We start from the raw sequence: 13,598 nt of genomic DNA, 5'->3' as shown, positions 1-13,598 counted from the left end.
CTTCTTTTCCTGGACCATCGCCTGGATCGCAGAGTTATCCTTCAGCTTTTCCTCGCGAAAGCTTTCACTGCTATCCGGTCCGAAGCTCTGTCCGGAAACACTTTTCATGGTAAGTTCTGAAGCTGTTAATTTTACATTGAAAGTACCCTCTGCACTGTTAAATTTGTCTACATATGCTATGCCGCTTTCATCCTGATAGGGCTGGATCAGCCATACCTCTCCTGCTGAAAAACAGGCGTTCTCAATATCCCAGTAATTTGTCTGAACCTCCGGATCATAATATGTGCATGTCTTCACCATACCTGTATCCATCCACGGGAAACGATCCACATTGATCTTAAAGCCCTGTACAGTTACATGGATGGTGCCATTCTCATCTGTCTGGTGAGACCAGTTACCCCCATTATAACAAGTAGTTGCAAACATCTTTTCCGTGATTCAGGGGAGCTGCAAAAGAGGCTTTCGTACCGGTACACAACAGTTTTCGATGGTCGTTATTCCATCGGTTCGTTGCGCTTGTCATCTGCTCATCAAGGCTCCACAGCAAAGGCTTACGGATCTCCGTATTATCGTGGGAAACCTTCTTTTCATTAAAAGTAGAAGATACGGTAAGGTCAAACTGGCATAGCCGTATTTTCATCCGGAAACTCCAGGCCACGCATGCCCTGGCCATCCTTACCCTGCATCATCAGGGTAACTCCATAGGCTCCCATTCTTCCATAAACCTTACCAATACCTTTATTCGGGGCAAAGTCTTCCCCTGTATCAAAGTTAAAGGTTCCCAGATACTGGCAGTCTGTTGTACTTCCGTTCTTGATCTGTACATTATATCTTGGAGCTGCACTGACTGTTACCGGATCTGCTGCAAAAGATACGGCCTCAACATTCCCATGCTCCACACAGCTGGTCTGGCTGCCTGTCACCAGACTTCCGGTTGGGATCTTCACTGCCTGCGTCTTTATCTGACCATCTTCTTCGTAAGTATAAGCAGCACCTGCAATAGTTTTGTACTGGGCGCCTACATCATTTCCTTCCAGCCAGTAAGTAAACTGAGGCTGTACAAGATCATTATTATGCATCTGCAGTACACGAAGCACGACCTGAAGCTCATTGTAGCTTGCGCCAATAGCAGTAGGATTGTCCTCTGCCGGCTCCAGCATAAAGCTTCCACGCAGTACCTGACTGCCATTTACCTCTGTTACCTCATAGTAACAACTGGGCTTTGCCTTCAGCCATCCCATGGCATTCGTTTCAAACTGTGCCTTGCTTTTCTCATATGGAAGAACAATTTCAAAGTAAAAACGGCCTTTTTCATAGCCAGCCGGTCGCTGTGCATCCGGCTGCATCCTTGTATAAAACATGGTTGTGTAGCTGATGGTATCAAAACTGCGGACGATCTGGTCATCCGGAGAGGTATCATTCCCTGCACCTTCTGTTGCATCAAAGGGAACAGTTCCTGTAACAGTCTCATCCTTCAGTATCCCTGCTTTGGAAATATATGCTTCATCTTTATTCTGATCATCCGGAAGTACTTTTCCATAATCGCCGGTAGCAGCTACAGAAAGGAGAACTTCTTTGCTGCTGCAATCTGTCTCGGCTCCATTCTCATCTACATAATATGCCCGGTATGTTACCACATACTGCTGCTGTGGTGTCTCAGGCGTAATCGTTGTAGGTCTGCCCAGTGCTTCCCAATCATAGGAAGGATCATCTACATAAGTAACCCCATCTGTACTCATCTTCTGACGTTTCAGGCTGCTGATCCCGATCTTTAAAGAGACCTCTTTTCCATTTACTGTGATAACAGATGGATCTGCGATTACTCCTTTAAGAAGATCATAATCAGTTCCTGCAAAAATAATCCCCTCTAACTTAGGGATAATGGTAACATCCTCCTGACCAGCATCTTCAAATACATCCGTCTCCTGATCCTCTGTCACATCCTCAACAATTTCTGCATCGGAGGGTTCCTGAGAATCCTCCTGGTCAGAAGGCTCTGCCGGCGCTTCCGGGTCTGTAACTTCTCCCGGAGTTTCCGGGTCTGTAACCTCTCCCGGAAGTTCCCGGTGCTTCCGGGTCTGTAATCTCTCCCGGAGTTTCCGTTATTTCCGGGTCTGTAATCTCTCCCGGAGTTTCCGTTATTTCCGGGCTCTGTAACCTCTCCCTGGGTTTCCGCCCCTTCGACAACTTCTGCAGGTGCTTCAGTTACAGAAGCATTTATATTTCCCGGGTCTGAAGCTGCTTCTTGATTGGCAATCTCCGCTGAAGCTGCTGGTACTTCACTCTCAGACAGAACAGCCTCCTTTGTGATTCCTGCATTTTCCTCTGCAAACAGGGACATGCCTGACGTTTGCAGAATCATAGACACGGCAAGTATGCCGGTCAAGGCTTTTTTACGCCAAGACCGGCCTGTTCTTTTTTCTTTCTTTTTCATGCGCTCCTCCTTATAATTGTGTACGCTTTTCTTCTCTTGAAAAGTCCACCTGCAATGCTCTGCTGGAAACTATGTCAAACGTGAACACTGCGTTTCACCACTGCTATCAGACGTAGACTCTGCATTTTATCACTACTCTGACAACAAAAGATACTTGGAAGTGTAGCGCAATCCTTCTTTCCTTACAATATAACTTTTTTCATTTTTATATAATAATTAAACGCTAAAAAGGCCGCAGATTCCCTAATCCCAGGATCACGTCCCGTAATTCTTCCTGTGTTTTCACCTGATAATCCGGTTTCTTTGCACCTTCCGGAAGCTTATACCCATGGTAATTCACCCAGATGGTTTTCCATCCTGCATTCATTGCCCCTGCCATATCATTGGCAAAGGAATCTCCGATCATATAAACAGTCTCATCTGTGATCCCCAGCCGCTGTTCTGCCATTCGGAAGATTTCGCTTTCAGGCTTGGCACATCCAACCCCTTCTGAAACCAACACATGTTCCATTGGAATCCACTGTTCCAGTCCCATAATATGGCATTTATCCTTTTGATGCTGATCCGGACCATTGGAGATCACCCCCATCCGTATCCCTGCAGCTTTACATCTTTCCAATATTTCCGCCAATGCCGGTGAAAGCTTCAGGTTCTGCTGTTTTTCTTTGTATCTGCGCTGAAAATCTTCTGCCATTTCTTCTGTAAAAGGAATCTGCAGGTCTTCCATTGTTTTCATAATGCGGCATATCCTTGACTGGTGAAGTTCCATTCTTCCGGCAGAACTTTCCAGGAACATTTCGTAGCTTCTTTTCCCAAAAATCTGGTAAAACAGTTCCGGATCCGGCAGCTCCATACCTCCCATTGCCTCTTCACAGGCTGACTGAAGCAAATCGATCTGGCGGTATAATGTATCATCAATATCAAAAACCAGTGCTATTGTATCTGTCATCAAATGTTCTCCTTTCCCATTTCCGTATCATACGATTATATTATACTCTCCCACAAACAGCAATTCATTTAGATATGCGCTTCTGCAAAAAATACCGCACCGGTCTTCCTGTTCCCGAAACCGATGCGGTATTTTATACCAGTAGTGCTTCACCCGCCACATATTCTTTTCAATCCAGCAAGATCTTAGTTCGACGCCATCACCGAACTGAAGTCACTGCTTCCGCCACCCTGTTCAAAATCATCAAACAGGTTGTCGCCGCCCTGGACATCATCACCCTGATCATCACTGTTCTGTACATCGCTGTCCTGGTCATCATTACTCTGATCCTGACCTCACTGGAGCCAAGAGTAACTTCTACAGTACTCTCTTTGTAGCCGCCCTTACTAAGTGTTGCAATCGTAACCTCTACCTGCTCTTCCGGCTCATAGTACTCAAGCATATCGACCAGATCCTCAATAGAAGTAACAGTCTTGCCATCAAACTTTGTGATAATGTTCTGTTCCTTAATACCAGCAGCCTCTGCAGCGCCGCCTTCCGTTACTTCTGCAACATAAACGCCTTCCGGAATACCATAATACTGGCTTGCTTCATCACTGACTGTACGTCCACTGATACCAAGTACGCCATGGCTTCCCTCTACTTTATCTCTTGTCTTTGAATTCATCAGATTCTCAATATCATCTGTAACATCAGAGATTGCAATTGCATAACCGATACCTTCAACCTCAGTAGATGCCAGCTTTGCGGAATTGATACCAACAACCTCACCCTTCATGTTAAGAAGAGCACCGCCACTGTTACCAGGGTTGATTGCTGCATCTGTCTGGATCAGATTGATACCGCTCTGGTTGTCTTCATCATCACTCTGAACCGTCTGCTGGGAATAATCGGAATTTGCTCTGCGGTTCTTTGCACTGACAATACCGGTTGTAACAGACTGTCCATAACCAAGTGCATTACCAATAGCAATTACCTGCTCGCCAACCTTCAGATCATCAGAGCTTCCGATGGTCGCAACAGAGATCGCATCCATGGTATCATCGGAAAGATCATCCAGTGATACGGATACAACTGCCAGGTCATTTGCCTTATCATATCCTTTTACCTTTGCTTCATAAGCATTGTTGTCAACAAAACCAACGGATAATGTATCTGCGCCCTCCACTACATGGTAGTTGGTTGCGATCAGAAGCTCTGTATCGTTCTTCCCGATAATAATACCGGAACCGCTGCCTTCAACCTCTCTCTCCTGTGGTGCATATCCGTACTGGCTGAAGATTCCGTAATAATCCTGTACCTCCTGTACAGACTTGGTACTGATGGATACTACAGAAGGCATTGCCTGCTCTACAATTGCAGATACATCCATACTTCCTGCAGATGCTGTATCTTTTTTGTCAGAATCATCGGAGCTTGACTTCTTAGCTTTCAGAAGAGTAAGTGTATCACCACTCTCCGCTGCCTGTACATTGCTTGCTGTATTCCAGTTATTCAGATAATTAAATCCGTGATAAGAACCTGCTGCAAGTCCTCCCGCAAGCACTGCACAAAGGCTGATGCTTAAACCTTTCTTCACCATTTTCTTTTTCTGGTTTTTCTTTTCTGCCTTTTTGTTATTTTCATTCTCATTCATTTCATCCATCTCATTAAATTCATTAAAATCCTTCATGATATATACCTCCTTAAAGACTCATCGTCTGTTTTATTCTTTAATGATCTGTTGCATTCTTTAATATCTGCTTCATTTCCTTTTGATGTTTCACAGTATAGGGGTTATTTGTGTTTACTTTGTGGGAAAAATGTGTTCAATTTGTTAAAAATCATTTTTCTGTTTTTCATCTTTTTCTGCCTGCATGCGCACAGCTGTATATAATGAAACCCCATCCCTGAAACGTCTTGGATCATATCCGCAAATCTCCCGGATACGGTTCAGCCGGTACTGAAGAGTATTTTTATGCATATTCAGCAGTTCACAGGTTTTCTGCAAAGACATATCCTGGCTGTAATAGACTTTCAGTATTTGAAGATCCTCCGATGCCAGACCCTGCAGAATTTTCGCTATATACTGAGTTTTCACTTTTTCAGATACATTTCCCAGAAGCATTTCAAATCCCAGTTCTTCGTACAAGCAGAATCCCTTGCGGCCCTGCACACTTCTCTGAGCCATCCTTGCCTCCTGCCAGGATTCGAGAAATATGGGAAAGTTCCTTGAGCATTCCCATCCCTGCCAGTAATCTCTGCTTCATGAACCCTGGTCAGTTCCTGCAGCAAGCGAATAGCTTTGCCTGTATCGCTTTCTTTCGACAATAATACATTTCTCCGATATTGATATGTATACCAAGGACTGATCTTTTCAAAAACACGAACACCGGGTTGGTCATGCCTTCTGCAAAAACATCTGACCTTACATTTACAAAAGCCATCCTGTACTTTCCAGATTCCCTAATCCCATTTTCTTTGAAAAAAGCTTTCAGCTCTGTATAGTCTGTGATGTCCTGTCTGATCAATGTCCGAAGCATATAACTGATCTTGGATCTCTTTTGGCTGCCTCTGGCTTCCAATTCTCTTTCCCGCAAAAGGATCGTGGTGATTTTCTGTGCCAAAGCTGCATATTTTCTTGCCTCTTCCACATCGCCGCTGATCCCTACTGCAGCAATCACTTTTCCATGATAAAAAACCGGAAGATTTACTCCTTTTTGAACACCCCAAAAGCTTTCATCGCCTGAAACTTCTTTTGTATCTCCCTGGGTCACTACCTGATAGCCGATCTCATGAAAGGAATCTACCCGGCTGTGATCTGTGCTGGCAATAATAATCCCCCGGGCATCAATATAATTAATGTCTTTTCCACATACACTCTTTACTGTATCCACAATATACTGGGCAGTTTCCCTGTCAATGATCTCCATGTTTTCACCCTCATTGTGCTTTTATAGATTTATATGTTCTTTATAACATATATTCCTTGTTTTTTAAACTGTATTTTGTCATTAATACCATTTTTTCACATGGCAAAACTGATAAAATATAAACAAAAGTAAGATTTTGTAAATCCAAGAAAAGGAGATCTGACCATGAAGCTTGTAATTGCCATTGATTCATTTAAAGGAAGTATGACTTCCAAGGAAGCCGGTATCGCAGCTGCCCAGGGTATCCGAAAGGTTTTTCCAGATGCTGATATCTGTATCCGCCCACTTGCAGATGGAGGCGAAGGCACAGTCACTGCCATCACAGAAGGCATGGGCGGCTCTTTTCGTACTGTCACAGTGATCGGTCCAGGCGGAAAACCAGCTTACTGCCGCTATGGCATCCTTCCTGCCTCCCACACTGCCGTGATTGAAATGTCAGGTGCTGCAGGTATCACACTTGTACATGGAAAAGAAAAAAATCCTCTGCATACAACCACTTATGGGGTGGGGCAGGTGATCCTGGATGCGATCTCACAAGGATGCCGTAAGTTTATCGTAGGGATCGGAGGAAGTGCCACCAATGACGGTGGTGTGGGGATGCTGCAGGCATTAGGCTTTGATTTTCTGGATGCTTCCGTGGGATCCCATCCCTTATGGAGCCCAGGGGCTTTCCCTTCTGAAAACCATTGATAATACCCATGCACTTCCAGAATTAAAAGAATGTACATTCCGCATTGCCTGTGATGTGACCAATCCACTTTGCGGTCCTGAAGGATGCAGTGCCATTTTCGGACCACAGAAGGGTGCTGACAGCGAAATGATCGCTCTTATGGATCCATGGCTGGCACATTTTGCAAGCCTTGCCGGTAAAATGTATCCGAATGCAGACCCAGACTACCCAGGCTGCGGTGCTGCAGGCGGCCTGGGCTTTGCTTTTCGTACTTTTTTGAATGCTTCTTTAGAATCCGGGATCAAGATCGTGTTGGAAGAAACACACATGGAAGATTATATCAAAGACGCAGATATCATCCTGACCGGAGAAGGCCGTCTGGATGCACAAACTGTTATGGGCAAAGCCCCCCAAGGTGTGGCACAAATGGCAAAAAAATACGGAAAACCGGTTCTGGCTTTTTCAGGATGCGTAACGCCTGATGCTGCCGTCTGCAATCAGTCCGGTATTGACGCATTCTTCCCGATTCTCAGATCCCCGGTCTCCCTGGAAGAGGCTATGGATACTGAAAATGCAAAAGCAAACATGTCTGCTTCTGTAGAACAGGTTTTCCGTGTAATAAAAACATTTATTGTAAGTACTCAGTAATTATCCTCGCAGTTACAAATTTTTCCTTAAAATATCCTTTAGATCATCTCTTATTTGAAAGGATTATAAAATCGTCCAAAACGCAGGGTAATGCCAAGGCTGATTCCAAACAGCACAACCCCCAGGGCAAGGACCACAAAATCCCTGCGTGCAAAGGGACGCTTCATATACCAGGTACGCTTTTTATCCTTTCCAAAGCCTCTTAGCTCCATAGCATTGGAAATGGTATTGATCCGGTTCAGGCTGGTAAGGATCAGCGGCATCAGGATGCTGACAGAGTTCTTCAGTCTGGCGAAAAACGGCTCGCTTTTTCCCAGTTCAACGCCTCTGGCCTGCTGTGCCTGGCTGATACTGTGGTAATCTCTCTGGATATCCGGAATATAGCGGAGGGCAATTGCCACAGAATATCCAATCTTGTAGGAAACACCAATACTGTTCAGGCTGGCCGCAAATTCGCTTGGGTTGGTGGCAGAAATAAACAAAATCGCCACCGGAAGTGCCACAAAATATTTCAGAGAGATATTCAGCATATAAAACAGTTGTTCCTGTGTGATATCATACCTCCAGAACAAGTGAAAAAGCACATGGCGGGTTCCATACAGTGTGGTGCCCTGGTTAGGATCAAACAGCAAAATAAATAAATTATTCAAAAGGAGAAACACCAGCATAAAGATCATCATAAACCGAACTTCCCGAAAGTGGATCCGGCTCAGCTTAAAAGCAAATAGACTGACCGCCAAAAGTCCCAAAAGCACCCAGGTATTATAGGTGATCATACTTGCAAAAGTAAACAGAAGAAAAAATGCCAGCTTGGTGGTACCTGTAAGCTTATGCACCACACTTTCTCTGGGAAGATAATTTAATACTGTCTTAGCAGCCATGACTGCGCACCTCCCTGTCCGTCTCTATAAATCGTTCTACAAAAGCTTCTGCCGGAGTGATCCCACACCGGTTCGCTAATGTAAAAAGACTGGTTTCCTTTAATGCTGCCTTTTGTATCAGATCAGGATCACAAAGAACACCTGCCGCACTTCTGTCTGCGATCAGCTGTCCGTTGCAAAACACCAGGGCTCTTGGAGTATACTCCAACATCAGATGCATATCATGGGTGATCATGATCACGGTTACACCCTGTCGGTTCAACCCCCGCAAAAACTCCATAATATCCGTGTAATGTCTGAAATCCTGGCCTGCCGTAGGCTCATCTAAGATGATCAGTCTTGGATCCTGCACCAGCACACTTGCTATAGTCACCCGCTTCTTCTGTCCAAAGCTTAATGCAGAAACCGGCCAGTTTCGGAAAGGATATAAGCCACAGATCTTCAGGGTAGACTCCACCTTCTCCCTGATCTGTGCCTGATCCATACCACTTCCCTGAAGTGCCAGGGCAACCTCATCAAAAATCATGTTCTTAGAGATCATCTGATTAGGATTCTGCATTACATATCCAATATATTTGGCTCTTTTACGGATATTTTCTCCGGTAATGTCCCGTCCTTCAAAAAGGATCTTGCCCTTCTCTGCCTGCTCAAAGCCGCAGATCACCTTGGACAGCGTGGACTTCCCTGCACCATTCTGTCCTACGATGCTGACCATTTCTCCTTTTCCAATAGAAAAGCTTACATTATGCAGCGTCTGTCGCTCCTTTGTATATCCGAAGCTCAGCCCCTCTACCTGCAGCAGAACCTGTGGTTCTTCCTTTGGCTTTGGCTGTGGTCTGGATTCAAACCAGCCGGAAAGCTTGCGGATGTCCTGTTCGTCAAGCACAGTATGATCCACATGGGAAGGCTTCTTCTGTGGCGTGATCTGGATCCCGGCATACCGCATAGCGGTTACATACAAAGGCTCACGGATCCCATTCTCCGCCAGAAGGCTGGTGGCAAGCAGTTCATCCGGATGCATATCCGCCAGGATCTTCCCTTCATTTACCAGAACGATCCTGTCCACATTTCGCCACAGGACATCCTCCAGCCTGTGCTCAATGATCAGTACTGTCGTATCTGTCTTCTCCTGGATCTCATCGATCAGTTCGATGGCCTGTTTGCCAGTAGCCGGATCCAGATTGGCCAGCGGTTCATCAAATAAAAGGATCTTCACCCTGTCCACCATCACACCAGCCAGCGAAACTCTCTGCTTCTGGCCGCCGGATAATTCATGGGGCGCATACTCCAGATGCTGCCGGATCCCTACCAGATCCGCCACATGCTCTGTGATCTTGTGCATCTTATCCTGCGGGGTGCAGCTGTTCTCCAATGCAAATGCAATATCCTCCCCTACTGTCAGACCGATAAACTGTCCGTCAGGATCCTGGAGGACAGTACCTACATGTGCAGAAAGTTCAAAAATACTGCTGTTTGGTGCATCCACACCATCCACCATCAGACTTCCAGTGCACTCTCCTGGATTTGAGAAAGGATTCAGGCCATTCACGCAGGATGCCAGCGTACTTTTACCACTGCCGGAAGGACCGGCGATCAAAACTCTCTCGCCAGGGTAAATATCAAGATTGATCCCAGTCAATGTAGGCTTTTTCTGTGCCCTGTACTGAAAGGAAAAATCCTTAAATGAAATAATAGGTTTTTTCAGTTCCGTCATATGTATATACCTCAGTTAAATGATTCAAACATAACATATTTGATTATAACATAAAAAAAGCTCTTCCACACCCTAAAGAATATGGAAAAGCCTTCTTCTTAAAATCTAAACAGATATTCTCTGCACTTACAGTTACAAAACCGCTTAAAATTTTAATATTTCTGATTTTTACTAAGTGCTCTGTCTGATTATTCCTGATCCAGAGAGCCTTTCTTAGCAATGGTCTTAGTATATGCGATCACAAGCAGGATACCTACGATCACAGCTGTAAGGATATTGGATACAGCAGCAAATGCGCCCTGTGCAAAAACCTTGTTGGCAGGCTCTGCATAAATAAGAATATCAAGAACCGGTGCTACTACGATCCAGGCTGCCAGATGTGCAGCAATATTGGAGATTGCAAATGTGGCAATCTTGCCCTTGCCAGAATCACCTTCCTGGATATCCAGCTTCTTGGCAAACAGGCCAACCACAATACCAACAAATGTGGATGCGATTACCCAGCTCCACCATGGGCTGCCGCCCAGGATAAATCAATCAATGTATGTCCGATAAATCCAATCAGTCCACCTGCAAATGGTCCGTACATAGCAGCAAGCAATGCGAGTACTGCATACTGCAGACTGATATTTGTGTTAGGTACCGGACTTGGGATCGCAACAAAACGTCCCAGCACAAAAAACAGTGCTGCACCGATACCAACAGCTACAACTGTCTGAATACTGTTGTTTTTCTTCATAACTCCGCCCTCCTGGAAATGTAAAAGTATTTTGTTTGTAACTGTAATGATATGAAACAGTTACTTTTGTCTTACTGTAAAGACAGTGTTAGTATACTCCAGTTTTTTGGAACCTGTCAACGTATAAATCCCCAGGCCTGCATCAGCCTGGGAATCTGAAAATTTCAAAGGATACTAAATAGTTACGCTTTTTTTGAATTCTTCCGAGATGCGAAATAGGCTCTCAGAGAATTGATCACGATGGTAAGTCCAAGAATGATCAGCAGTATGGCAATGATCAGCTGGAGCCCTTCTACCAGAAAAGTAGCAGAACCTGCCGCAATTGCCTTCACCAGACCAATGGTCCGCTCTGCCAGCGCAGTGCCGGTTACCAGAAGCATGATGATCAGCGGTGGAAACAGCATCTTATTACTTCTTCCTGTAACCTTCATAAATACACACAAGGTGACAAGCACCAGTGCAGATAACAGCTGATTGGCAGATCCAAATAATGGCCAGATATTTGCATATCCGATCCTTGTCAGAACAAAAGCTGCTGCCAAAGTAAGGATCGTTGAATTATTTATTGCAGAAAAGCTTTCTCCATCCTTCTGCATGCTCCATATCATCCGTACTAAAAAGTTCCTGGAAGCTCATACGGCCAATACGTGCAACTGCATCCAGACTTGTCAGCGCCAACGCAGATACACACATGGTCATAAAGCACTGTGCCACGTAAACCGGCACGCCAAACATTTCAAAGAAGCCTGCTACTCCACTGGAAAAAATCTGAAATGGCGTACCAGCTGCCGGGGTACCACATCTGCAGCAGCTGCAGCACCGGCTACACAAAGAGCCAGGACAGCCAGCAGACTTTCCAGTACCATTGCACCATACCCCACCTTCAGCATATCCTTTTCGTTGGCAACTGTTTTTGAGGATGTACCGGAAGAAACCAGACTGTGGAATCCGGAAACTGCACCACAGGCTACTGTAACAAACAAGATCGGGAACATATCTCCCAGTGTATCATTGTGAAATCCGGTAAATGCCGGAAGGTTCATAGATGGATGTGCTACCAGAAGTCCCAGGGCTGCACCTGCGATCATACCGATAAACATATAAGTAGTCATCGCATCACGAGGCTGTTTTAACAGCCACATAGGCAACACAGCCGCAAAGAAAATGTATACAAATGTGATATAAGTCCATGTATCTTTCCCTGCTGTTATGGGAAGTGCCATACCAATAGCCAATGCAGCAACTGTACAGATCAGCCCGGTTAAAGTTTCTTTCCAGCCATGGAAATGCGTTTTTTTCTGAATCAGACCGAAAATCATTGCAAATCCGATAAACAGAAGAGAAATCGTTCCGGCAGCTCCATTTGTCCTGGCCGCATCTGAAAGAGATGCCACGCCATCCGTAACAACATAAGCATTAAAAGTACCTGCAACCATATCTGCAAACGCAGCAATTACAAGTAATGTGAAAAGCCAGCAGAAAAGCAGAAACAGCTTTCTCCCCAGCTTTCCGATATATTTTTCAATCAGGAGTCCCATGGATTTGCCATCATTCTTCACACTAGCATACAAGGCACCAAAATCAGTAACTGCACCGAAGAAAATGCCTCCGATCAGCACCCATAAAAGCACCGGCACCCAGCCAAATACAGCAGCCTGGATAGCACCGGTCACAGGTCCCGCTCCTGCAATAGATGAAAACTGATGACTGAAAACAGTCCATCCATCTGTTGGGACATAATCCTGTCCATCTTCAAATTTACACGCCGGTGTTTTCGCCTTCGGATCGATCCCCCACTTGTTGGCAAGCCAGCGTCCGTACAACACATACGCAGCAACTAATAAAACTGCAGCAACTAAAACAATAACTAATGTATTCATCTGTCTTTCTCCCCTCTGTATCTTACAGGCAAGATAACGGCTCAATGCCCTCACGGTTACCAGGTAAGATACAATTGATGTAAAAATTAACATTGTTTTAGTCCCAAACAATTCAATTGTCAATGTTTTTTTGTGCATTTCATCACTTTACACTAAAAAAGAGTTAAAGCTAAAAAAATTTTAATGATTTTTACAAGCTGTTTTAACAGGTTTCCCTTTCAATAATATACGGTTCCATAAGAACACATTTTTCCTGTATCTTTTCTTTACGGATCATCCGCATCAGATACTCAACAACCGCTTTTCCCAGCGCCTGTTTGGGCTGGGCAACTGCTGTCAGTTCTTTTATGGAAAGCTTCCCCATATCGCTGCCATCAAATCCAAGTACAGCCACCTGTTCCGGCACCTGGTACCCATGTCTGATCAGCGCATTCATTGCACCAATGGCAAAATAATCCACGCATCCGAAAACCGCATCATAATCAAATCCATCCTGTAAAAGCTTCTCCACCCTGTCCATTGCACATTTTACAGAGCGCTCCGGCAGGATTTCATAATGGATCTCATCAGACAATCCGGCAAGCTCCATAGCCTTTTGGTATCCCAGAAGCCTTTTCCTTGAAAAATCCACATCCAGGTCATATCCCAAAAACAGGATCTTCCTGCGGCCTTTGGAAAGAAGATATTCTGTTCCCATCTGTCCGCCTGCAATACTGTCTGACTGCACGGTAAGAAATGCTTCATCAGCCACACGATCAATACAGACAATCG

General features: G+C 45.0%; 11 protein-coding genes and 3 pseudogenes. 1 reads left to right on the top strand and 13 read right to left on the bottom strand.

Annotation, left to right across the window (positions count from 1 at the left end; translation table 11 throughout):
- The 8 genes from R1Y93_RS12120 to R1Y93_RS12085 all read right to left on the bottom strand — a co-directional run.
- The coding region (locus R1Y93_RS12120; protein ID WP_500822997.1) for a hypothetical protein at positions 1 to 426 on the bottom strand (426 nt) is incomplete at its 3' end.
- Entirely contained in the window at positions 404 to 640 is a 237-nt protein-coding gene (locus R1Y93_RS12115) for a hypothetical protein (protein ID WP_500822996.1), read from the bottom strand. The genes R1Y93_RS12120 and R1Y93_RS12115, both read right to left, overlap by 23 nt.
- Complete coding sequence (locus R1Y93_RS12110; RefSeq protein ID WP_500822995.1) at positions 615 to 1,940, bottom strand: hypothetical protein; 1,326 nt, start codon at positions 1,938 to 1,940, stop codon at positions 615 to 617. The genes R1Y93_RS12115 and R1Y93_RS12110 overlap by 26 nt, the downstream gene beginning before the upstream one ends.
- Positions 1,937 to 2,434, bottom strand: a complete 498-nt coding sequence (locus tag R1Y93_RS12105) for a hypothetical protein (protein WP_500822994.1) — start codon at positions 2,432 to 2,434, stop codon at positions 1,937 to 1,939. Before R1Y93_RS12105 ends, R1Y93_RS12110 begins: the two co-directional genes overlap by 4 nt.
- Positions 2,435 to 2,657: 223 nt before the next feature.
- Positions 2,658 to 3,383, bottom strand: coding sequence for an HAD family hydrolase (locus R1Y93_RS12100; protein WP_500822993.1), 726 nt, complete (start codon positions 3,381 to 3,383; stop codon positions 2,658 to 2,660).
- Positions 3,384 to 3,582: 199 nt separating this feature from the next.
- Positions 3,583 to 5,055 carry a S1C family serine protease gene (locus tag R1Y93_RS12095; RefSeq protein ID WP_500822992.1) on the bottom strand — a complete coding sequence of 491 codons (1,473 nt, stop codon included), beginning with the start codon at positions 5,053 to 5,055 and terminating at the stop codon, positions 3,583 to 3,585.
- A gap of 144 nt (positions 5,056 to 5,199) precedes the next feature.
- Entirely contained in the window at positions 5,200 to 5,553 is a 354-nt protein-coding gene (locus R1Y93_RS12090) for a PucR family transcriptional regulator (protein ID WP_500822991.1), read from the bottom strand.
- 88 nt (positions 5,554 to 5,641) lie between these two features.
- Complete coding sequence (locus R1Y93_RS12085; RefSeq protein ID WP_500822990.1) at positions 5,642 to 6,295, bottom strand: sugar diacid recognition domain-containing protein; 654 nt, start codon at positions 6,293 to 6,295, stop codon at positions 5,642 to 5,644.
- A 165-nt stretch (positions 6,296 to 6,460) separates the two neighbouring features.
- On the opposite strand from R1Y93_RS12085, the pseudogene R1Y93_RS12080 reads away from it, so the two are divergent.
- Positions 6,461 to 7,613: pseudogene (locus R1Y93_RS12080) on the top strand (glycerate kinase family protein).
- Positions 7,614 to 7,663: 50 nt separating this feature from the next.
- Here R1Y93_RS12080 and R1Y93_RS12075 read toward each other — a convergent pair.
- The 5 genes and pseudogenes from R1Y93_RS12075 to R1Y93_RS12055 all read right to left on the bottom strand — a co-directional run.
- Positions 7,664 to 8,494 carry an energy-coupling factor transporter transmembrane component T family protein gene (locus R1Y93_RS12075; RefSeq protein ID WP_173727208.1) on the bottom strand — a complete coding sequence of 277 codons (831 nt, stop codon included), beginning with the start codon at positions 8,492 to 8,494 and terminating at the stop codon, positions 7,664 to 7,666.
- On the bottom strand, positions 8,484 to 10,208 hold the full coding sequence (locus tag R1Y93_RS12070) for an ABC transporter ATP-binding protein (RefSeq protein WP_500822989.1): 1,725 nt from the start codon (positions 10,206 to 10,208) through the stop codon (positions 8,484 to 8,486). Before R1Y93_RS12070 ends, R1Y93_RS12075 begins: the two co-directional genes overlap by 11 nt.
- Positions 10,209 to 10,396: 188 nt before the next feature.
- A pseudogene (locus tag R1Y93_RS12065) lies at positions 10,397 to 10,947 on the bottom strand (ECF-type riboflavin transporter substrate-binding protein).
- A gap of 182 nt (positions 10,948 to 11,129) precedes the next feature.
- A pseudogene (locus tag R1Y93_RS12060) lies at positions 11,130 to 12,827 on the bottom strand (carbon starvation CstA family protein).
- Between the two features lie 202 nt (positions 12,828 to 13,029).
- On the bottom strand, positions 13,030 to 13,598 hold a 569-nt coding region (locus R1Y93_RS12055; RefSeq protein ID WP_500822988.1), incomplete at its 5' end, for a substrate-binding domain-containing protein.

The sequence above is a fragment of the Blautia sp. HA3515 genome, assembly GCF_059933065.1.
This window is presented reverse-complemented; position numbering and strand designations above follow the sequence as displayed.